The 22,079-nt window shown below is 51.0% G+C and carries 19 protein-coding genes; 13 read left to right on the plus strand and 6 right to left on the minus strand.

The window, feature by feature from the left end; genetic code table 11:
* The first annotated feature begins 462 nt into the window (after positions 1-462).
* Positions 463-939, plus strand: coding sequence for an ankyrin repeat domain-containing protein (locus AAC022_RS10935; protein WP_339730876.1), 477 nt, complete (start codon positions 463-465; stop codon positions 937-939).
* Between the two features lie 137 nt (positions 940-1,076).
* Positions 1,077-1,322 carry a hypothetical protein gene (locus AAC022_RS10940; protein WP_339730877.1) on the plus strand — a complete coding sequence of 82 codons (246 nt, stop codon included), beginning with the start codon at positions 1,077-1,079 and terminating at the stop codon, positions 1,320-1,322.
* Between the two features lie 59 nt (positions 1,323-1,381).
* Here the strand turns inward: AAC022_RS10940 and AAC022_RS10945 are convergent, their stop codons facing one another.
* Positions 1,382-1,858, minus strand: coding sequence for a hypothetical protein (locus AAC022_RS10945; protein ID WP_339730880.1), 477 nt, complete (start codon positions 1,856-1,858; stop codon positions 1,382-1,384).
* A 338-nt stretch (positions 1,859-2,196) separates the two neighbouring features.
* Between AAC022_RS10945 and AAC022_RS10950 the strand changes: the two genes are divergently transcribed.
* The 3 genes from AAC022_RS10950 to AAC022_RS10960 all read left to right on the plus strand — a co-directional run bounded on the left by AAC022_RS10950 (position 2,197) and on the right by AAC022_RS10960 (position 8,306).
* Positions 2,197-3,807, plus strand: coding sequence for an arylsulfatase (locus AAC022_RS10950; protein ID WP_339730881.1), 1,611 nt, complete (start codon positions 2,197-2,199; stop codon positions 3,805-3,807).
* 432 nt (positions 3,808-4,239) lie between these two features.
* On the plus strand, positions 4,240-6,879 hold the full coding sequence (locus tag AAC022_RS10955) for a PSD1 and planctomycete cytochrome C domain-containing protein (protein ID WP_339730882.1): 2,640 nt from the start codon (positions 4,240-4,242) through the stop codon (positions 6,877-6,879).
* 2 nt (positions 6,880-6,881) lie between these two features.
* Positions 6,882-8,306 carry a DUF1501 domain-containing protein gene (locus AAC022_RS10960; protein ID WP_339730883.1) on the plus strand — a complete coding sequence of 475 codons (1,425 nt, stop codon included), beginning with the start codon at positions 6,882-6,884 and terminating at the stop codon, positions 8,304-8,306.
* A gap of 13 nt (positions 8,307-8,319) precedes the next feature.
* On the opposite strand, the gene nrdR is transcribed toward AAC022_RS10960, so the two are convergent.
* The 3 genes from nrdR to AAC022_RS10975 form a co-directional block, all read right to left on the minus strand.
* A complete protein-coding gene (gene nrdR, locus AAC022_RS10965) occupies positions 8,320-8,775 on the minus strand; it encodes a transcriptional regulator NrdR (protein ID WP_339730885.1) in 456 nt (151 codons plus the stop codon).
* Between the two features lie 182 nt (positions 8,776-8,957).
* Entirely contained in the window at positions 8,958-9,140 is a 183-nt protein-coding gene (locus tag AAC022_RS10970; protein WP_339730886.1) for a hypothetical protein, read from the minus strand.
* Between the two features lie 18 nt (positions 9,141-9,158).
* Positions 9,159-10,688, minus strand: a complete 1,530-nt coding sequence (locus AAC022_RS10975) for a sodium:solute symporter family protein (RefSeq protein ID WP_339730887.1) — start codon at positions 10,686-10,688, stop codon at positions 9,159-9,161.
* A gap of 298 nt (positions 10,689-10,986) precedes the next feature.
* Between AAC022_RS10975 and AAC022_RS10980 the strand changes: the two genes are divergently transcribed.
* The 3 genes from AAC022_RS10980 (at position 10,987) to AAC022_RS10990 (ending at position 13,927) form a co-directional block, all read left to right on the plus strand.
* Positions 10,987-11,190: a small basic protein gene (locus AAC022_RS10980; RefSeq protein ID WP_339730888.1), complete on the plus strand. Its 204-nt coding sequence runs from the start codon at positions 10,987-10,989 to the stop codon at positions 11,188-11,190.
* A gap of 103 nt (positions 11,191-11,293) precedes the next feature.
* Positions 11,294-12,982, plus strand: a complete 1,689-nt coding sequence (locus tag AAC022_RS10985) for a GH3 auxin-responsive promoter family protein (protein WP_339730889.1) — start codon at positions 11,294-11,296, stop codon at positions 12,980-12,982.
* Between the two features lie 399 nt (positions 12,983-13,381).
* The gene (locus AAC022_RS10990; RefSeq protein ID WP_339730890.1) at positions 13,382-13,927 is read left to right on the plus strand and encodes a GNAT family N-acetyltransferase; all 546 of its coding nucleotides are present in this window, start codon (positions 13,382-13,384) and stop codon (positions 13,925-13,927) included.
* A gap of 3 nt (positions 13,928-13,930) precedes the next feature.
* On the opposite strand, the gene AAC022_RS10995 is transcribed toward AAC022_RS10990, so the two are convergent.
* The gene (locus AAC022_RS10995; RefSeq protein ID WP_339730892.1) at positions 13,931-15,358 is read right to left on the minus strand and encodes a N,N-dimethylformamidase beta subunit family domain-containing protein; all 1,428 of its coding nucleotides are present in this window, start codon (positions 15,356-15,358) and stop codon (positions 13,931-13,933) included.
* 133 nt (positions 15,359-15,491) lie between these two features.
* Positions 15,492-16,658, minus strand: a complete 1,167-nt coding sequence (locus AAC022_RS11000) for a DNA-binding transcriptional regulator (protein ID WP_339730893.1) — start codon at positions 16,656-16,658, stop codon at positions 15,492-15,494.
* A 316-nt stretch (positions 16,659-16,974) separates the two neighbouring features.
* On the opposite strand from AAC022_RS11000, the gene AAC022_RS11005 reads away from it, so the two are divergent.
* The 5 genes from AAC022_RS11005 to phnW are packed head-to-tail and all read left to right on the plus strand — an operon-like array spanning position 16,975 to position 22,003.
* Positions 16,975-18,132 carry a TIGR03364 family FAD-dependent oxidoreductase gene (locus AAC022_RS11005; RefSeq protein ID WP_339730894.1) on the plus strand — a complete coding sequence of 386 codons (1,158 nt, stop codon included), beginning with the start codon at positions 16,975-16,977 and terminating at the stop codon, positions 18,130-18,132.
* Positions 18,133-18,146: 14 nt separating this feature from the next.
* Positions 18,147-19,496: an MFS transporter gene (locus AAC022_RS11010; RefSeq protein ID WP_339730897.1), complete on the plus strand. Its 1,350-nt coding sequence runs from the start codon at positions 18,147-18,149 to the stop codon at positions 19,494-19,496.
* On the plus strand, positions 19,489-20,070 hold the full coding sequence (locus tag AAC022_RS11015; RefSeq protein WP_339730898.1) for a phosphonate degradation HD-domain oxygenase: 582 nt from the start codon (positions 19,489-19,491) through the stop codon (positions 20,068-20,070). Before AAC022_RS11010 ends, AAC022_RS11015 begins: the two co-directional genes overlap by 8 nt.
* Positions 20,071-20,082: 12 nt before the next feature.
* Positions 20,083-20,877 carry a phosphonoacetaldehyde hydrolase gene (gene phnX, locus AAC022_RS11020; RefSeq protein WP_339730900.1) on the plus strand — a complete coding sequence of 265 codons (795 nt, stop codon included), beginning with the start codon at positions 20,083-20,085 and terminating at the stop codon, positions 20,875-20,877.
* Position 20,878: 1 nt separating this feature from the next.
* Positions 20,879-22,003, plus strand: a complete 1,125-nt coding sequence (gene phnW / locus AAC022_RS11025; RefSeq protein WP_339730903.1) for a 2-aminoethylphosphonate--pyruvate transaminase — start codon at positions 20,879-20,881, stop codon at positions 22,001-22,003.
* Positions 22,004-22,079 lie beyond the last annotated feature (76 nt).

Raw genomic sequence — 22,079 nt, forward strand, 5'->3', positions numbered from 1 at the left:
ATTTTCTTCCTCATCAAAACGACCCCAAAAACCCCTAACCTGTTCTACAACAATGACTTGCCAACTACAGCTGTGCTTCATCCATTTGAAGTTCTACCGCAAAAAGCAATGACGACACGATCCTGAGTGACCTGTTTGAAAACCAGGCTCGCGTCAAATTTGGGAATATCGCCCGGTTAAAGACTCCCCAAATGAGAATCACGTTTTTGCAAGGTATGAGATCAATTTGAGGCCGAACACTCTTAGCGTGATCCAGACTGTGCGCGGATGCCGTTCGGCTTTGACGTGCCCTCGTTGTCGCCATGAACCAACAGTGGCGAGCGATTGAAATTCCCGCAACCATTCCAATGCCAATCAGCTAGATGCTTCTTTACAAAAGGGCTATAAAGACCTGTCCAGAATATCCGAAACCAGCCCCACTTAAATGCGGCTCAAATTAGAACTACTATAAAGGTTGAAGTTATGACGACAAATCCATTTCATGCCGTTGAACTCAAGAAATCTGATGCTCTGAAAATCATAAACTCCCTTGACGATATTAATCTCCGGGATGAGCTGGGGGCAACTTTATTACATTCCGCTATTGCTTATGACAATACTCCGATTGGGCTTAAATTAATTAAAAAGGGTATCGACGTGAATGCAATAACTAAGAAAGGTCTAACCCCTCTGCATTTTTGTGCCATTTATCAGAACACCGAATTAACGAAAGCAATCCTGGAGAATGGTGGGGACCCTTCGATAGCAGACCAAAATGGAAACACCCCTTTGTTGGATGCTGTTGGAGAACCAAAGGGAACCTATGAATTTTTAAAGTTGTTAGCCGACTTCTGTAGTCCGGAGCTAGCTTACCAAAATAATAATTATGGTATTTCACCAATTGATTTAGCAAAAAACAAGAACGATGCTGAAGCAGTCAAAATCATGACTTCTAATTAAACCGAAATCTATTGAACGAAGACGATAAAGGGATCGGGGCCAGAATAATCGAGATCTGTCCCTTAAAAGTGACTTCTTAAATTAAATGGTGAAAGATTTATTGCACCACATTTCCCGCCAATTGGAACTGAATTACGATGGCATATACACCAAATGATTTTAAAAACGATGTTCTTAAAGAAATTGAAAAAGGATATGCCCCAGTTCGAATTGCGGAATTTGCCCAAGGCATTTATGAAGAACTGGATGTTGACTCTTCTACTGAATTTTTTTATCGCATTCAAGGTGTAATGATGATGGAAATGGGCCCAGAATTTGTAATGACTGAAACTCAATTAAGAAATTACTTGGATAAAATCGTAGAAGATTTGAGCGAAGATTAACCTGAGTGTTTTCAAGAAGACGACAAAGGGATCAGGTGATCGAGAACATTCAGAATTGTCTAGCGAAACTCCCAAAATGTGACAGTTACTTTTTGGGCCTTTGAAAGTGTGGACTTTGGGAATTGGAAACGGACATTACACCCGGTAAAGAACTTACCTTTATTCCATTCCATTCTCATTGGAGCGCTCTGACTGGATAACACATGATCATTTTCGCCATATAAGTCCAGGCTTACAATCATCGTAATACTGTGTTCCCTCTTTCCAGGATAACCCCAGATAGCAATGTCATTGTTGCCCACTTGTAAGTTTGTTGGAATAAACGGGAGTTTCTTCCGCGTCGCTTCGTCAAAGAAATATTTTTCTCTCCGTTTAAATGGGCCATCAAAAGAAATGGATGTCTGTCTCTGTTGAAAGCGTATGAGTGGCAAATCAATCATGGGAACATTGATTAATGCGAATACTCCAGAAGCAAGAAATACACGCCTGGAACAGAACTCTTTTTCATTTTTCGATTCTGTTTCTTGATCAGTCATTGTAAAATTCACTCCCTGAGTATTGGACTGAAGAGCGCCTGCTGATTATATCGCACGCACGAAAATGAGCCCAGAACAATCTCAGGATGCGACACAAGGCCTGTAAAGAGAGCAGATCTCACTAAAACAAGACCCGGGCCTGTAATCAACGCATTTCCATAATCGTTTTCAGTCAATCGAAATGGATTCCGGTCAGGTCTTGCTTGACCCGACCGTTCACGTCGCTGATACTAACGGGAACCACTTTACAAACCGTTAGACTCTACTCGCTCAGAGGTCACATCATGCCAGCTGCGACAGCGCTTCCCTCGTTTGAACTAAAATCACGAACAGTATCGATGCTTCAGAGAATCACAACGCTCGTGTTGACTGTAGCGGCATTCGCTCTGATCCTCGTTCCACAAACAACGGTGTCTGCGGCTGAGAAGACAGGCGACCCGAATATCATTTACATCCTTGCCGATGATATGGGCTATGGTGACATTCGGGCGCTCAATCCGGAATGTAAAATCGCGACGCCGCATCTGGATCAACTGGCGCAGGGGGGCATGATTTTTACCGACGCCCATTCCAGTTCGTCCGTCTGCACTCCGACCCGCTATGGAATTCTGACGGGCCGCTACAACTGGCGTTCGCGTTTGAAGAGTGGCGTGCTCTGGGGATTGTCCCGTCGTCTAATTGAACCCGACCGGTTGACCGTTCCGGAAATGCTGAAGCAGCATGGTTACTATACTGCCTGTGTAGGCAAATGGCATCTGGGCATGGACTGGACGCTCAAGCAGGGAGGCATCGCGACCGAACAATCATATAACAAAAAAACCAATCCCGGCTGGGAAGTCGATTATTCTCAGCCGATTCAGAATGGACCGAACAGCGTCGGCTTCGATTACTTCTTCGGCATCAGCGCTTCGCTCGACATGCCACCTTATGTTTATATTGAAAACAACCGCAGTCAGGGCATTCCGACTGTGACCAAAGCCTTCTTTCGAGATGGGCCCGCGCACAAAGACTTTGAAGCCATCGACGTGCTGCCTCGCACCACCGACAAAACAGTAGAGATTATCAATCAACGGGCCGCTGCTGCGAAAAAGGGTAAACCGTTCTTCATTTATTTTCCACTCAATGCACCGCACACGCCGATTCTACCCACGCCCGAATGGCAGGGAAAAAGCGGCATCAACGCCTACTGTGATTTCGTAATGCAGGTTGATGACACGGTCGGCCAGGTGATGCGTGCCCTCAAAGCGCAAGGTATTGAAAAGAATACGCTGATCATTTTCACTGCCGACAATGGTTGTTCGCCTGCCGCCAACTTAAAAGAGATCACCGACAAAGATCACCATCCCAGTTATCATTTCCGCGGCCACAAAGCCGACATCTATGAAGGCGGACACCGCGTTCCGTTCATCGCCAACTGGCCCGCCCACATTAAAGCGGGAACTCACTCGGATCAATTGACGTGCCTGACCGACCTCATGGCCACCGCGGCGGACATCGTCGGTGCGAAGCTTCCCGATGAAGCGGGCGTCGACAGTGTCAGCATTCTATCAGCGATGGAAGGCAAGGCAGACACGCCGCTCCGCGAAGCCGCCGTCCATCATTCGATTCGCGGCGCGTTTTCGATTCGCAAAGATCACTGGAAGCTGGAACTCTGTCCGGGTTCGGGGGGCTGGAGTTTTCCCAAGCCGGGTAAGGATAACCTGAGTGATCTCCCGGCGATTCAGTTGTATGACTTGAACAACGATGTGGGAGAACAGAAGAATCTGCAGGCCGAACACCCGGAGGTGGTCAAACAATTAACGACATTACTACAGAGCTACGCCGACAAAGGCCGCTCCACTCCCGGCAAGCCACAACAGAACAACGGCGCGGTCGATATCTTCAAAGCCGGCAAGTCGGCGCAACAGATGAAGAAGCCGGCAAAGAAACGCCCCAAAAAGAAATCGTAGTCGAACCTGCGGAGCCCCGCACCAACGGGGCTCTTTCTATCTTATTAACAGATATCACGTTACGCCGATTTACCAGCTATCAAACTAGGCCGCTTTGACAGAAAAACTTGAAATTCCTGCGAATTACGGTTATCCTGAATCCTTGATTTTTCTCCTCTAGACTGTGTCTAGTTTTACTGTAACGTCTCCAAGGCCATTTGGACCGAGTCTATTAGATTGAGAGACGCTATGGTAAAATGCGATGCGATCTAGAGTAAGGTCAACCACACAAACTCTCCCAGCGAAATTCAGCCCGTCAGACAGTGGTGTCTGGCTACCGTCCCCCGATTTCGGCGGTTCCGACGGACCGGCAATACTTTCAATTGTCTCACCAGGTAACCCCACGAGATTATTGCAGTCTTACGGTTGCGGCCTGACAGGGATTGAACGCGTATGTATGGTTCTTTCGTTCCACGAACTCTCATCGTCGGGTTCTCGGTTTTAAGTATCGTCACTCTGGCTGCTCCGGCTTGCTCGGTGATTCTGACAGTCCCGTCCGCTACCCAGGCAGCGCCGCTTCCTGCCCAGAAACCGGGAACGGCTCCCCAGGTTGATTTTGAAAAATCGGTGCGGCCGCTGTTTACCAAATATTGTCAGGACTGTCACGGCCCCGATGCCCGCGAAGGGGGGCTGCGTTTAACGAACCGCAAAAACATTCTGCTCCGCAACGATTCCGGCGAGCCGGCGATTGTGGTGGGGAAAAGTGACTTGAGTATTCTGATCCATCGCGTTTCGACACAAGATGAAAAAGAACAGATGCCGCCCGCGGATGTCGGCGAGCATCTCACCAAACAGGAAATCCAGATTCTAAAACAGTGGATTGATCAGGGCGCGAATTGGCCCACCGAATCAGACGCACCGAAACACTGGGCTTACGTGCCACCCGTGAAAAGCCCGGTTCCGGAAATCCAGGGATCGGCTCGCATTAATAATCCGATTGACACGTATGTTGTCGAAAAACTGAATCAGCAGACACCGCCTCTCACACAAGCGCTCCAGGCCAGCCCCGCCCGTTTGCTGCGACGTGTTTCGCTCGACTTGATCGGCCTGCCGCCAACTCCCGAAGATGTTCAGGCGTTTGAAAAAGATCCTTCACCGGCCGCCTATGAAAAGTATGTCGATTCGCTACTCAAGTCGCCGCGTTACGGAGAAAAGTGGGCCCGTCAATGGCTCGACCTCGCCCGCTATGCCGACTCGAACGGATTTCAGGCGGACCAGCTGCGTGAGATGTGGCTCTATCGTGACTGGGTGATCAACTCGATCAATCAGGATCTCCCCTTTGATCAGTTTACGATTCAGCAGATTGCCGGCGACCTGATTCCCCAAGCCACACTCAGCCAGAAAATTGCCACCGGCTTTCATCGCTGCACCACCTGTAATGTGGAAGCGGGCGTCGACCCAGAAGAGAACCGCGTGAATCAGATCTTTGACCGGGTGAATACCACCGGTCTGGTCTGGCTGGGAACGACGTTTGAATGTGCACAGTGTCACAATCATAAATACGACCCCTTCTCACAGCAGGACTATTACCAGATCTTTGCGTTCTTCAACAACACGCCGCTGGAAGTCAAACAGGTCGGTAAAAGTGTGACATTTGAAGTGACCGGCCCCAAGTTGGCGTTACCTTTGAACCCCAAAGAAATCAAGACGAAAGACGAACTCACCAACGAGCGACTTGCCCTGCAGAAGCAATTAAAGGCCCGCGAGAAAGCACTGGCGCAAGCGGTGTCCGAGTGGGAACAGACGACGCTCGCTTTACTGGAGAACAGCGAAGAAAGCGCCAAAGTCCCCGTTGCCTTACAAAAGATATTACGAACGGAAGCCGAAAAGCGAACGGGCAAACAGACCAAATCGCTCACCCAGTTTCAGCAGCAGCAGGATCAAACCTATGCCGACCTGGAAAAAGATCTCAATCAAATTAAGCACGAATTAAAAGCATTTGAACCAGATTCTACACTGGTGATGGTCGAGATGCCCGAGCCGCGGATGAACAACATTTTCAAGCGAGGCGATTTTCTGAGCAAAGGCGCCGAGGTCACACCGCAAACGCCGGACGCCCTGCATCCTCTCAAGACAAAAGCGACGCCAAGCCGTCTGGAATTTGCGAAATGGCTGGCGGCGAAAGAAAACCCACTGGTGGCCCGCGTGACCGTCAATCGCTGGTGGTCTCAATTTTTCGGCCAGGGCATTGTCGCGACCCAGGAAGACTTCGGCAGTCAAGGCGATGCACCAACGCATCCCGAACTGCTGGACTGGCTGGCGGTGGAGTTCATGGAACATAACTGGTCGATGAAACGGATTCACAAATTGATCGTGATGTCAGACACCTATCAACAGTCGACGAAAGTCACGCCGGAGTTATTAGAAGCCGATCCCTACAACAAGCTGTATACCCGCGGCCCCCGACTCCGTTTGTCAGCCGAAAGTATTCGCGATAATGCCCTGGCGATCAGCGGGCTGCTTTCCACGAAAATGGGAGGCCCGCCCGTTTACCCGCCGCAACCGAAGGGACTTTGGCGGCACGTTGGTCGGAATGCCCCCAAGTATCTCACGTCGACTGCAGAAGATCGCTACCGCAGAGGCGTGTACGTGATCTGGCGACGCAGTGCCCCTTATCCCAGCTTTACCAACTTCGACGCACCGGACCGGGGTGCCTGTGTGATCAATCGTTCGCGCACGAACACGCCGCTGCAGGCACTCACGCTGTTGAATGATCCCGCTTATGTGGAAATTGGTATTGGTCTCGCGAAACGACTGGCAACGAAAGGCATGGAAACCGAGCTGAGTGACCGCGAACGAATCGCCTATGCGTTTCGTCTGTGTGTGGCCCGTGAACCAAAGAAGGTGGAAGTCGATCACCTGACAAAAGTCTTTCAGCAGGAATTAAAATACTTCCAGGAGCATCCACAGGCGGCTCAAAAACTGATCTCCGCCGATCACCGCCCGGAAGGCGTCGGTGCTACGCGGATGGCAGCCTGGCTGTATGTCGCAAACATCCTGTTGAATCTTGATGAAACAATTACGAAGGGCTAATCATGAACGAGCATTTGCAACAGCTGCTGAATTATACCCGTCGTGAATTTTTTCAACGGGCCGGCATGGGGGTCGGCGGCGCTGCGTTGACTTCACTCCTGGCAAATGATCTGCAGGCGAAAACTCCCACTGGCGCCAATCCGATGGCGGCCCGCAAATCGCATTTTACACCCAAGGCGAAAAATGTAATCTTCCTGCACATGGTAGGAGCGCCCTCGCATCTCGATCTGTACGATGCGAAACCCAAACTGCAAGAGCTGGATGGTCAACTGGTTCCCGACAAACTCTGGAAAGGGTTGCGGCTGGCGTTCATTCGCGAGCAACCCAAGCTGATGGGCAGTCCGTTTGCCTTCAACCAGCAAGGCGAAGCGGGCCTTTCCATTTCCGAGTTGATGCCGCACCTGGGCTCGGTTTCGGATGAACTCTGCATGATCCATTCCTTGAAAACCGATCATTTCAATCACGCTCCCGCACAACTGTTTTTCCAGACGGGTTTCTCACGCTTTGGTCGCCCTTCTCTGGGATCCTGGGTGAATTATGGTCTGGGTTCGGAAAACAGTAACCTGCCCGGCTTTGTGGTTTTGATTACGGGCAACGTCGCGGGAGCCGGCAACAGCTTGTGGGGTAGCGGTTTCCTTCCCAGCATCTATCAGGGTGTCGAATTTCGTTCTTCGGGAGATCCGGTTCTGTTTCTGTCGAATCCGAAAGGCATGACGGGTGAAGATCGCAAACGGATTATTGACAGCGTGAATCATTTAAACAAAGTCCAGTTGGCCGACATCGGCGATCCTGAAATTGCGACCCGGATTAATCAATATGAAATGGCTTACCGCATGCAGTCGGCCGTTCCCGAGCTGATGGACATTTCCAACGAGCCGAAGCACATTCACGAACAGTATGGCACCCAGCCGGGCAAAGCCAGCTTCGCGAATAACTGCCTGTTGGCCAGACGACTGGTCGAGCGCGGCGTGCGATTCGTGCAACTGTTTGATCAGGGATGGGACCATCACGGCAGTCTGGTCAAAGGCCTTCAAAGGAAATGTAAACAGGTCGACCAGCCGATCACCGCGCTGATCAAAGACCTGAAACAGCGCGGACTGCTGGATGATACGCTGGTGGTCTGGGGCGCTGAGTTCGGCCGCACGCCGATGGTGCAGGGAGACCGCAAAGCACCCGGCCGCGATCATCATAAAGATGCCTACACGGTCTGGATGGCAGGCGGCGGTGTGAAACGCGGATTTGCATTTGGCAAAACCGACGATATTGGATTCCATGTTGCGGAAAACCCGATGCACGTGAACGATTTTCATGCCACGTTGCTGCATCTGCTCGGCATGGACCATGAGCGGCTGACCTTCAAGTTTCAGGGACTCGACATGCGGGTCACTGGTGTTGCCGGCAATGTGGTTCCTGAGATTCTTGCCTGACCAGAAACGCGTGTCAGTCTTCGGTTCGCAGCATCGGCTGGACTTCGGTCACGAAATCGTTGGCATCGGTAAAGTTGCGATAGACCGACGCGAATCGCACAAAGGCAACCCCATCAACGTCTTTCAAAACAGTCGAAACATGCTCGCCGATAAATCGCGACGGAACTTCGCGATCAAAATTCTCATAGATCTCGGCCTCGATCTGTGAAACGATGGCTTCAATTTCATCGGGGCTGACCGGTCTTTTGTAGCAGGCGGTCTCAATTCCCTTGACCATCTTGGTGCGATCAAAGGGGACACGGGCGCCATCTTTCTTGATGACTTTCAGCGGCGACTCTTCGATCTTTTCGTAAGTCGTATAGCGTTTTCCGCAGGCCAGGCACTCTCGTCGTCGGCGCACACTAAAAGGTTGACTCAAACGTGAATCAATTACTTTCGTCTCACCATCACGACAAAAAGGGCACATCATAAAGACGCGACTCCTGGTACTTAAACAACAGAACCCCCCCTTCACATTCCGGGAAAGTCTGCCTATTGATATTTAAAAATAGCATGATCGTATCCGATTCACCAGTCAATTGTTCAGAAATCCAGAATTTTTAGGGGTTTACGAAAATCAACTTCGATGAACATCGTTTGAAAATGAGCATGCTATTCGATCGGGCGATCCAGAATTTCTTCATGCGCCCGCGACTCGTCCACGTCGGCTTTCAAGTCGTTTAATGTGTCACGGAGTTCCGCTTTGACACCAAACGAGACGTAAACCAGCACCACCAGAAATGCCAAACCACTGGTCAGCAGCAAGATCGTCCAGATCGTCATCCATACATACATGTTCTACTCTCACTAACTTCAGGAGGGAGTGCCTGAATCGATGGAATTCGGTTGTGTGGTTTTATCAGGAAATGCCAGCGACCCGGCGACATAAACAACAGTGGAAAATAGAAACGTCAGCAGTGTGAGGTGGGTCCCGTTGACATCCAGTGAGAACCATTGATTAATTCTTGTCACGCAAGGCCCCATCGCCGAGAGTCCCAGCAAGCCACCCAGAATGGCGCCAAGTGCGCCGATCTGACTGCCCCGTTTCCAGTATAAACCACCGACAACAGTGGGAATGGCACCCGAAAGATAGACGGCTCCGGTGACCGCGAGATAACCCCAGAGGTCACTGCTGACTTCATACCACAGCCCCCAGATCAACAGCATGGCCCCGATCACAAAGATAGCAATTCGTGTGACTAAAATCCGTGAACGCTGACTCATGGGACCAACCAGTGGTGCGACAATGTCCTGTGTAATCACGCCGCTCCAGCAGAGCAGATAGCTGTCGTGTGTCGACATAAAGGCGGCAATCATACCCGCGGTGACCAAACCCAGTAATCCGGTCGGCACCACTTTCGCCAGGAAAAGCGGCATCGCTGACAACGAAGTAATCGAACTATTGGTTTCGACCGCGTGTTCAAATTCCGCGAAGAGTTCTGGTTGTGAAGCGAAAAACGCGAATGTTCCAATACCCCAGAACACCGGCAAGGCACGTCGTGCCAGGAAGGAAACGGAGCTTAGTGCATACAGTTTCTGCGCCACCGCAGCGCTTTGACAGGAAAGCGTTCGTGCTGCGCTGGTCGGCCAGAGCATGGCCGCCGATCCAATAATGATCGTCATCTGGATGATTTGCAACCACCCGATGCCCGGCCCTTTCCCCGACGGATTCTCAGAATTGAACGGGTTGAAGTAACCATTTTGTTGTGTGGTAATCGCCGCCAATCCGTCCCAGCCAATACTCCAGAAAACAACGCCGGTCACAATCACCATGCCGGTTCCCAGAATCAAAAATTGAATCAGGTCGGTAATCACGACCGAGACCATGCCTCCGAGTACCGTGTAGAACAGCACGAGTAACAACAGGCCTGTCATGATCAGCTTGAGTGACATTTCATCCTGCAGACCGGAAATCGCGGTCAGGAACTGGGAACCGGCTTTCAGAAAGAGTCCCATATTCAACACGCCGGAAACCACCATTACGAGCGCTCCCACCACGCGCACCTTCTGCGAATAACGTTTTTCGTAATATTCCGGGATCGTCATGATCGAGGAATCGCGCAGCCGATAGACGACAAATCCGGTCAGACCGATGATTAACACGGCCCCCGCTTCCAGAAATGCGAGGTACAAAGAAGCATATTGCTGCATAAAACCGAGTTCGGCCATGTACATCACGGTGACCAGCCCGAGTTCGGTGCCCGTCATTGTCGCCAGAGCCATTCTGATACGGAGTTTTCGTCCTGCCACCAGATAATCAGACAGGTTTCCGACGTAACGATTGGCCCACAAACCAATTACGATCGAAGTTAGCAGGTAGCAACCGACGATCGACCAGTCCATCCAGGTGAAATTTGTATCGTAAAGAGAAATGGTCTGCTCCCCTTGGTCCTGGTTTCGAAGCTGAATTTCCTCATTTCACGGAAAACAGCGGAAAGGTTTCATTTAGCAGCGGTTGCAATCAAAGCCGATTCCTTTTACCATATGTCGCTTCGCAAATCGTCACGGCTCAATGACCGTTTGACCAGCAGGCTGATTCAGCCCATCTTGCGAACGAGACACCACTATGCCAATTTTGACAGTCAATTTCTAGAGTAACTGACTGGCTTCGAAATAACATCTATTATGAGGGGATGACACCGTGTCACTCGACAAAAGTTTGAAGAGCAAAAGTACGCTGGTTCGTGCACGTAACGTATTGAAGCGCGCAGAGCGTATTGAAAAATTGAAATTCGAAGATCGCTGGGTCGAAGGACAGGGCGCCCTTGGTTTGCCTAAAGTTCGTGTGGAAAAAATTTCGCTCGGCAAGAAGAAGAAAAAGAAGAAAGACGGCGAAGATGATTAATCGTCTGGTCGCGTAAGGGGAAGGAGAGTTCTCTGGTTCTGACAACTCTCCTTCACTCCAACCCTTCACTTAAGCGCAGTACAATTCAACCGGGGAGCAAGGAATGCACGCCCTGTATCTGCTACGGGCTGCCGGAGGCACTTTCACACGACGTCGCTATCGTCGTGCCGCCCATTCTTTTCTCGCTCTTACAAAAGACTGCCGCCAGGTCCAGCAACAAACGCTGCGCCGTATTCTGCGCTTGAATGCCGATAGTGACTTCAGCCGGCAATGGAACCTGGACGACTCCTGCACGATCGAAGAGTTCCAGTCCCGCTTTCCGGTTTCTGACTACGAACGTTTCCGCCCGTATATTGATCGTGTCAAAAACGGTGAGACTTCGGCACTATTAGGAACGGCCAATCGACTGCTGATGTTTACGCTGAGCAGCGGCACGACTTCCGATTCCAAATTCATTCCGATTACCGAACCGTTTCTCAAAGATTATCGTCAGGGCTGGCAGAACTGGGGCATTCTGGCGTACGACGATTTCCCTTCACTCAAATACCAAAACATCGTTCAACTCTCGAGTAATTTCGATAAGTTTCGCACTCCGGGAGGAACGCCTTGCGGAAATATCAGCGGGCTGGTTGCCGCCATGCAGAGCCCGGTTGTGAAATTACTTTACACCGTTCCCAGTGAAGTCTCACAGATTGATCAGGCGCAGTTGAAATATTACACGGCGATCCGTCTCTCGCTGGCCGACCGCCACGTGGGCATGATCACGACGGCGAATCCGAGCACGCTGTTACATCTGGCACGATTCACTGACCAGCATCGGGAATCACTGGTCCGCGATATCGCCGATGGCACACTGACGGGAGCCGACGAGCTTGATGCGACGATTTATCAGAAACTGAAACCACGCTTACAACGCAAGCAGAAACAGCGGGCGAAGGAACTGGAATCGATTATCGAACGCACGGGGCATCTTTATCCGCGCGAGTTCTGGCCCGGTCTCTCCTTGCTGGCTGTCTGGATGGGCGGCAGTGCCGGGGCCTATCTGTCACAGCTCACTCCTTACTACGGCGACTTGCCGATCCGAGATCATGGTCTCTCTGCCAGTGAAGGCCGCATGACAATTCCATTAGAGTCAGGCACGTCGACCGGCGTATTGGATATCACCTCACACTTTTTCGAATTCGTTCCGGAAGATGAAGACCCGCTGACGTCAACCAATGTGCTCACCGCCGATCAACTAGAGACCGGGCGAAACTATTTTATTCTCCTCACGACACTGTCGGGCCTGTATCGTTATCACATCTGTGATGTCGTGCGTTGTACGGGCTTTTATCAAGCGACACCGCTGCTGGAATTTCTGCATAAGGGTGCGCATATTTCTAATCTGACCGGTGAGAAAATTACGGAATCACAGGTGGTCGATTCCGTTCGCCAGGCGGTTCAGATAACGTCACTGGAAATTGGTCAGTATTCACTGATCCCCAAATGGGACGAACCGCCCCATTATCAACTGTTGGTTGAAGAGGGGGCTGCTCTGGCTGCAACACAACTGCCCGAGTTGCTGAATCAGATTGATACGCTGCTGCAACAGTCCAATTGTGAGTATGAAGAGAAGCGCCAATCGGGGCGCCTCGCACCGCTGCAACTCTGCCCACTTGCCAAAGGGACCTGGCAACGTTTCGCGCAGGAACGACAGAAGAAACTGGGGGGCAGTATCGAACAATACAAGCACCCTTGCCTGATCCCCGAACTCGATTACGCGGCTCAAATTCTCGACCGCTTTTCAAACTGAGTTCGATGCAGCCTTCGGTTCCGACATAAAACGGGAACGTGCGTCTGCTTAATCCCGCTTCCTAAAAACAGCCGCTGTTGATTACATCAGCATCAGTGCATGCATGCTGTTTCAAAATGTTGTTTTTTGGCAACATGAACGGTCTCTGGTTTCCTGAATTCGTCCGTGTAAAAATCGCTGAAAATGAATGCAGTAACTGAGTTTTCGACAGATCAGATATTTAAGCGCTGCTTACATATTTAACCAGATACATTGACAGAATTGCATATCGCTACAATCCACACTTTGAATTTGAATTTTGTTTTAATTCTCTGTAATAATCTGAGGATTTTCTCGTTAGGTTCGTAATGAATGGAAACAATACTAAGTAGATACGTTTACCTCCCAGAGGAACAGCAATTGGAAACTTCCCGACTCATTCTCAGACAGTGGTGTGAATCCGACCTGGATCCTTTTGCAAAGCTGAACGCAGATCCGAAAGTGATGCAATATTTTCCTGCAACACTCTCTTACGAACAGACTGCGCAGATGGTCGAACGTATCAAAACGCATTTTGACGAATATGGATTCGGTCTCTGGGCCGTTGAACTTAAAGAGGATGCCCAGTTCGTAGGCTTCATCGGCCTGGCGGTTCCCCGGTTCACGGCTTATTTTACTCCTTGCATCGAAATCGGCTGGCGGCTGGCGGTCCCGTTCTGGAATCAGGGTTATGCCAGTGAAGGCGCGCAAGCCGCACTCGAATTTGGATTCAATGAATGCAATCTGGACGAGGTTGTTTCCTTCACAGTTCCCGCCAATCGTGCCTCGCGACGGGTGATGGAAAAAATCGGTATGTCCTATATCGACAACTTTGATCACCCTGCCCTGGAAGATGGCGATCCGCTCAAACGCCACGTGCTGTATCGCTTTTGCAAGACAGACTGGGACGCCCGACAGCCCAACTGACGCTTATTGCGATAACCGATCCAGAATATTCTTCGTGATCTGTTGCACCATCGGATCTTTCCCCCGTAAGCCGTGCGCCCAGTCAGTGCTGCCGACCGTGAAGACGGTGCCTCCGTTGGTATACATTCCCAGTATCGCCGCACCGACGCGGTCTTTGTCAAACCGGGCATACCACAGACTGTCTCCCGGGGCCCATTTCGCAGGACAGGAAGCGAGAATTTGAAACGTGCGTGGCGTGCCGTCTTTAAATGTTGGTACAGGCAGCCCCTCTTTCATTTCAAACTGGCAACCGTCGCACTCATAACCGACGATGGTATCTTTGCCGCCGAATTCGTCTCCCTGTTTGATGCCCGTTTTTTCAAATATCCAATGTTTGGGACGATGCACTTGATAGGCTCCCGAACCATCCATGAACTGACCATGACTTTTGTGATAGCCGCCATAAAGAAACCCGACGCCCGTTAACTGATTCTCGGGGCGATTCACCAGATGATGACTCCAGAGTGTTGATAACAGACGATGATCTCCTTCCGGAAACAGCGGGTCCTGGTTATACCCTTGCTTCCAGCAGGTCAGCGCGCGACATCCCTCTTCACTGCGGACCTGCCAGCAGACTGAGTTCCCACTGAAAAAGGCGACGTTGCCTCCCTGCTTGATATAGCTCTCCAGATGGTCACGCATCGGTGCCGACCAGTATTCGTCGTGGCCAACACTCAGTACCAGTTTATAATGTTGCAGCAGTTCGGGATGTAATTCCAGATCGCTGTTGGCGGCGTAGTCGAGTTGATATCCGTTGCTTTCGGCCCAGACGATGAAAGGATATTCCCAGTTCCCAAATTGTCCGGCCAGCGGACGATCAAAGGAGACACGATGCCCCTGCAGGTTCGCCCGGCCATGATAACTGTAAAGGCTGGAGCCTCCCCAGTTGTTGTAAGCGTTATACGTATTCGTGCTGAGTTGAATCAGAATTTTTGTCTGACTGCCCGGCTGTTTGGGACGCACGATAAAAAATAGATTCGTCTCAGCTGTTCGGGAATTCCGCTGGATGAACTTGCCGCCCCGATCGCGGACCGCCAGGCGGACTTGATAATAACCGCTCTGCCAGGAATCGGGGATCGTCAGCTGAAAGGCTGCCGGCCAGTGACAGCCATGCGATGATGCATTCTCCGGAACAGGATATGCGGCACCATTTTTACGGGACTCCTTGAAGACCGTCTTTTTTTCAGGACCGAGCCGCGTGATCTCGACAGAATATTCCGGCTCCGAACTGGAAAGATGAAAGGCGACTTTGTCTCCCGGTTGATAACTCAACAGATTTGTATAACCTTCGATAAAAATCGAACCCGCATCATCATCCACAGCGAACGAGGGAGATGTAAACAGAACAATCGCGCAAACAGCCAACAACACCCGGTAACAGATTTGATTCATGGTCGTCTTCCTCAGTCAGTAAGGCCCGTCTTGAGAGTCATCTCAACTACCTTGATCGTACCACTGGAGCACAGCCGTTTCTATTCACAAACGGGTCAATCCGGATTGGAATACGGCATTCTACTTCAACGGGCTATTTCAGAGCGTGACTCGACTGTCGATATTCCCGCGGCGACATGCCCATCAGCCTGCCGAACATGCGAATCATCGCTTCCTGATGCTGAAAGCCACAGCGAGCGGCGATCTGGGAAATGGGCAAATTGGTTTCCTGCAGCAATTTGGTGATGCGTTTTAATTTCGCCTGACGAATTTCACTCGCCGGTGATCGATGCAGGGCTTTTTGAAAGCGGTGCTCCAGAATCCGACGGGAGACATTCAATTGTTGAGTCAGATCTGACACCTGGATGGCTTCATGCGCATGCTGGCGGATGAATTGAATTGCTTCTCGAACGAGATCGTCGGCAGCAAACAGCGTATCGGTGGAGGCCCGTTCTTCAATCGATAACGGAGGAATCAGAGTCGGCTCGTCTGGCGCAGGTTTTCCCTGAATCATCTGATCCAGTAATGAGGCCGCTTCATAACCAACCACATGCGACGCCTGGTTAATACAGGACAGCGGAACCGGAGAGAGTGCCGACATCAGAGGATCGTGTTCGATACTGAGGATGGCAACCTGATCCGGAATTTCCAGATGATGATTCACACAGACGGTCGCCACCTCACGTCCGACTTTACTCGTCCAGACCAAGAGCGCCACGGGCTTGGGAAGCTCCCAGAGCCACTGTTTCAATCGCTGCTGCTGTTTTTGATAGTCGGCCTCTTTCGTCAATTCATAATACGGAAAATCAAAACAGACTCCCTCTGCCTGTTCCACCGCAGTCTGAAACTCCTGCATGATGGTTTCAGGATAATGCAACGTTGGATCGGGACCGATGTAGCCGAACGAGCGGAAGCCTTTCTCCAGAAAAAACGAAGCCGCTAGATTCGCACAGCCTCGTTCATCGGAAACCACTTTGGGAATTTTGGATGAGTGCTTTCCCAACCACGAAACATTCACCGCAGGCAGGCGCCGCTTGATGATCGAGTGCTGGATGCGGGCATCCGTCAGCCGACAAATGGTGCCATGACCATTCCAAGAGGCGGGAAACTGGAGCTGTTCTTTCAATCCCCGGAACTCAATCCAGAAATCCCAGCCCCCTTGTTCGAATGCGTAATCGGCAATTCCTTGAATCACCTGGCGACTCCAGTCGCTGGAAGTCTGGACTAACAAAGCAATTTTGCGACGTTCGGGAAACCTCACTATTCAACCTGTTCTGTATCGTGAATCTGAAAAAAGCCTGTGCCTCTGTAGGTCATCCTACAGGAACTCTGTGCGTTTTTGGTAAAGAAGCCATGAAGGCCATGTAAATATTGTTAATTTAACTGCGCGTTTTGTCATTGTATTCTGGCCTGAAACCCCGATACTTTTCAATGCACAATGAAGTTTGACCGTAGCCTGGCGGAAAGTTTCCTGTTTTTTCCGCCAGGCTACGAACTTCTTTGGTGTGTTATTGCTGTCTGAATACAGCCAGGATGGATTTCTCTGTTTCTCCCATTTCGCGTTTCAAGAACGAATCATGCCTTTAGCCACCTCTCAAACGAAATACGACGTCATTGTGATTGGCGGCGGCGTGCTGGGCGCGTTTCATGCCCTCTTTTCGATGCGCCGGGGCTTCAAAACCCTGTTGATCGAACGAAATCTGTTTCCCCAACAGGCGTCGATTCGTAATTTCGGCCTGATCATTCCAAGCGCAATGCCCGCGGGGATCTGGCGCGAACGTGCGTTGGCGTCCTGCGAGATCTATTCTGAATTAAGCGAGTTGCTGGGAATTCCTCTCCGCCGCGTGGGAACCCAATATCTGGCACACACAGACGAGGAAGCGGCTTTTTTAGAACGACTGGTACAAGAACAGAATGATCCACTTTGCCCGACAAAATTTTTGAACGCGGAAGAAACAATCCGCACGAGCTGTTGTCTGAATCCGGAATTCTGCAAAGGGAGCCTCTTGTATCCACAAGACCTGCAGTTGAATCCGGGTCAGTTTTTCCGCGCGTTCGTCAACTGGATCACGTCTGCATCCGATTGTGATTATCTTCCGAAAACCACGGCGATCTCGATTAAAGAAAGTGCCCGTCATAGTCAGGTTACCACCGCTGATGGCAGCCAGTTTCAGGCGAAACAGGTTTTTGTCTGCTCGGGAGCTGATTTGCAGACTCTCTATCCGGAACTCTATACAGCAGGAAACCTGCAGTACTGCAAGCTGCAGATGCTCAAGCTGTCGAATCCCGAAAACCGTACGCTGGGAACGAACATTGCATCCCCGATCGCCTTGACGCGTTATCCGGCGTTTCTGAACGCCCAGTTCTCGCAAGGTATTTCGCTGGCGCTGCCCGCTCAGGAATTATTGGATCGGGGAATTCAAATCTGGATCAGCCAAAATGAAAACAACGAATTTATTCTCGGTGATTCGCATGAATACACGGACGAACCACCAACTGAGTTTCTGTCTGGGGAAATTGAATCGCTGATTCTCAATTATGCACGAAAGATGTTTGTGAATCTGGATTTTCATGTCACAGATCGCTGGTGTGGTATTTATACTGAGGAAAAGTCAGCAGGGCTGTTCCAGCACAATGTCAGTGATCGCGTGCAACTTGTCACAGGCATCGGCAGTAAGGGAATGACAACAGGGCCGGGGCTGGCTAAAGAAAATATTGGCCGACTCTCTCTTTAATAAAGCAAAACCTGATGTCAAACAATCGGAATCGAAACTGGCAGCTGATGACTCTGGCGAGTCTGTTTCTGGGATACGTCGGTTATTATATCTGCCGCTCCAACCTCGCGGTGGCAACGCCGCTGCTGTTGAAAGAATACGGCGGCATCGGGATCACAAAAATTCAAATCGGCACGGTGGCTTCCGTCGGGGTGATGCTGTACGCGATTGGGAAAATCTTCAATGGTTATCTGGCCGACTTCCTCGGCGGCCGCTTGCTATTTCTGACAGGCATGATTTGCTCGATTGTGTTTTCGATTCTGTTCGGTCTGGCTTCAGGCCTCGTGGCATTTATCATTGTCTGGGCCTGTAACCGGTATTTTCAGTCCATGGGCTGGGTGGCGCTGGTGAAGACGGCGTCCCGCTGGTATCCCGTCAAATGGCACGCAACCGTGATGGCGGTTCTGTCGCTCTCCTTTCTGTTCGGAGATGCCTTCGCGCGCCTCTACCTGGGCGGCCTGATCTTGCTGGGAGAGACCTATTCCTCGCTCGACTTTCTGGCAAACTGGCGCACCGTATTTTTTGTCGCCGCCGGCTCGTTAACATTAATCACTCTCTTTGTGTTTTTCACTTTAAAGTCGAGTCCGAATGATGTGGGGCTGGAGGAACCCGAGGCCAACCCGACCAATGTGTTTGGGGCCGAAGGAAATCATGCCGAACGGATCTCCATCAAAGATGTTCTGAAGCCCCTGTTTGCCAGTCCATTATTCTGGTTGATCTGCATCATGAATTTCAGCCTGACGCTCGTGCGGGAGACATTCAATTTCTGGACGCCAACGTTTCTGAATGAAGTCGCCAAGTTTGATATCGGCCAGGCGGCAATCGGCAGTATGTTGTTTCCCCTGGTGGGAGGCTGTTCGACTTTACTGGCGGGAATTACCTCGGACCGTTTGCGAGGCCGACATGGTCGGGTCGTGCTTCCCAGTTTAATTCTACTGGTAATTGCACTGAGCTTGCTGGCCACTATTGATGTCTCCGGCAAACCGGTTCTGGCACTCACGCTGCTGTCACTGGTCGCCTTTTTTCTGATGGCCCCCTATTCGTTTCTGTCCGGCGTGATGGCCATTGACCTGGGAGGCAAACGTGGCTGCTCGACGGTGGCGGGGCTCGTCGATTCCGCCGGTTATCTGGGTGCGATTTTATCTGGTCATACGATCGGAATGATTGCCCAGTATTACGGCTGGAAGATGGCGTTTGGCGGTCTGGCCGGCATTTGTTGTACGGCGATTATCGCTGGCGCAGTCTACTGGCGGATTCAGGAACGGGACATGAATCTGGCAGAAGCACTCTCATCTGAACCCGAAAAGGAGTCTCCTGATGCCTGAGGTGAAACCTGATCTGATTGTTGAGGAAATCCGAAAACGTTTCAGTGAAAAAGGAAGTGAGATGTACGTCGGAGAAGCGGTCTCACAGACAGAGCATGCGCTGCAAGCCGCTTTTGCTGCCGAGCAGGCAGGCGAAACTCCAGAGTTAGTCGTGGCCGCGCTCCTGCATGATATCGGTCATTTACTACATAAACACGATGCAGACTGTGCGACACAGGGCATTGATGATTTACATGAAAACATCGGCGCCCAGTGGCTGGTTCGATATTTTCCCCCCGCTGTGACCGAACCGATTCGTCTGCACGTCGATGCGAAACGCTATCGCTGTGCGACAGACGCGGAATATGCGTCTCGCTTGTCACCCGCTTCCGTTTTAAGTCTCCAGTTGCAGGGAGGGCCGTTTGATGAACTGGAATCAGCGGTGTTCGAACAGAACCCCTTCTCCCAAGATTCCCTGCGTCTGCGAACCTATGATGAAGCGGCTAAAATCCCCGGCCATGAAACACCGGAACTTGAGTATTTTTTAACCTATGTCCAGCGCGTCCTGAAACAACAGGCCCTGGAAACAAACTGAATGAAAGCCATTATGTCCTCCAACAAAATCCAACTCGTTATTTTCGACTGGGCGGGAACAACAATCGATCATGGTTGTTTTGCGCCGATTGCTGCCTTCATCAAAGCCTTCAAAGCCTGTGGCGTCGAACTGACACCCGCTCAGGCGCGTGGGCCGATGGGGCTGCATAAAAAGGATCATATTCGCAGCCTGTTTCAACTGGATGAGATCGCCGCCCAGTGGAAGTCAATCCACGAACGCCCCTGGTCGGAAGAGGATGTCGAACACATTTATGAAACGTTTATGCCGCTGCAGGTGAAAGAAGCGCAAGACTATACCGATCTGGTGCCTGGCTTGTGTGAAACTCTTTCGCGGCTGAAAGAACGCGGCATCAAAATCGGTTCGACCACCGGATATCCGCGCATTGTGGCCAAACCCGTTTTGGAAGCAGCCAAAGCACAGGGATATGCGCCCGATTTTTCTATGTGTGCCGACGAAGTTCCCGCGGGGCGACCTGCACCATGGATGATTTATCGGAACATGGAAGCACTGAATGTGTTTCCTCCCACGTCGGTAGTGAAAGTCGGCGATACGGTTCCCGACATCGAAGCCGGCTTGAATGCGGGCACGTGGACCGTGGGCTTGACGCAAACGGGCAGTGAAGTCGGTCTGACGGTCGCTGAATTTGAAGCGCTGGACAGCGATCAAAAAGCGAACGTGTTGCAAACCGCAGAAACAAAACTAAAAAACGCAGGGGCACACTTTGTGATTCCCACATTGAAGACACTTCCTGAAATCATCGAACAAATTGAAGCAAGCGAGAACTGATATGGACGCTGACATTCCTTATTTATTACTGACCCCCGGCCCGCTGACCACCACAAAGAGCGTGCGTGATGCGATGGGCGTCGATTATTCCACCTGGGACGTTGACTACAACCAGCGCGTCGTCGAAATTCGCGAACGGCTGGTGCAACTGGCGACAAACGCCCCCGGATACACGGCTGTCCTGATGCAGGGAAGCGGCACCTTCGCCGTGGAAGCCACCATCGGTTCGGTGATTCCGCCTGACGGAAAACTGCTGGTGATTTCCAACGGTGCCTACGGAAATCGCATCGCACAAATTGCCAGTTGTTTGAAAATTCCACTTGTGGAACTTTCGTACTCGGAAACGACACCGCCCGATCTCGATCAGATCCGCGCCACGCTGGCAGACGACACGGCGATCACGCATGTGGCGATGGTCCACTGTGAAACCACCACCGGCATGTTGAACCCGGCGGCGGAAATCGGGCAGATCGTTGCCGAGGCGGGCAAAGAATATATTCTGGACGCGATGTCTTCCTTCGGCGGGATTCCGCTTTCGATGGAAGCGTTCCATGTCGATTATCTGATTTCGTCGGCCAATAAATGCATTCAGGGTGTTCCCGGTTTTGGATTTGTGGTCGCCAATCAAAAGAAACTGGAACAGACGGCGGGTTACGCTCGCTCCTTGAGTCTGGATCTGTTTGACCAGTGGAATGAAATGGAACACAAAGGTGGAAAATGGAGATACACGTCCCCCACGCATGTTGTGTGTGCGTTCCTGCAGGCTTTGAAAGAATTGGAAGCAGAGGGGGGCATCACTCAGCGGCATGCACGTTATGTGGAGAACCAAACGACGTTAGTCACAGCAATGCAACAGGCGGGGCTGCAAACGCTTCTGCCGCGCGAATTACAGTCCCCCATTATCACCTCGTTTTATTATCCCGACTCGCCGCTCTTTTCCTTCAATCAGTTTTATGATGAACTAAAAAAACGCCGGTATGTGATCTACCCGGGAAAAATCAGCCAGGCAGAGACTTTCCGTATCGGAAATATCGGCAATGTCGTTCCTGCTGACATGCAGAATCTGGTTGAACAGATTGAACAGGTGTTAGATACTATGGCGATTTCTTCCGGCAAGACAGCATAAAAATATCCAGCAGATAAAAGTACACTTTCGGTTTTTGAAAAAGGCGTTTATAAAAAAGGTCACTTTTCTGTACTGA

Origin of the sequence: uncultured Gimesia sp., from assembly GCF_963976445.1 — a bacterium.
Classification (GTDB): domain Bacteria; phylum Planctomycetota; class Planctomycetia; order Planctomycetales; family Planctomycetaceae; genus Gimesia.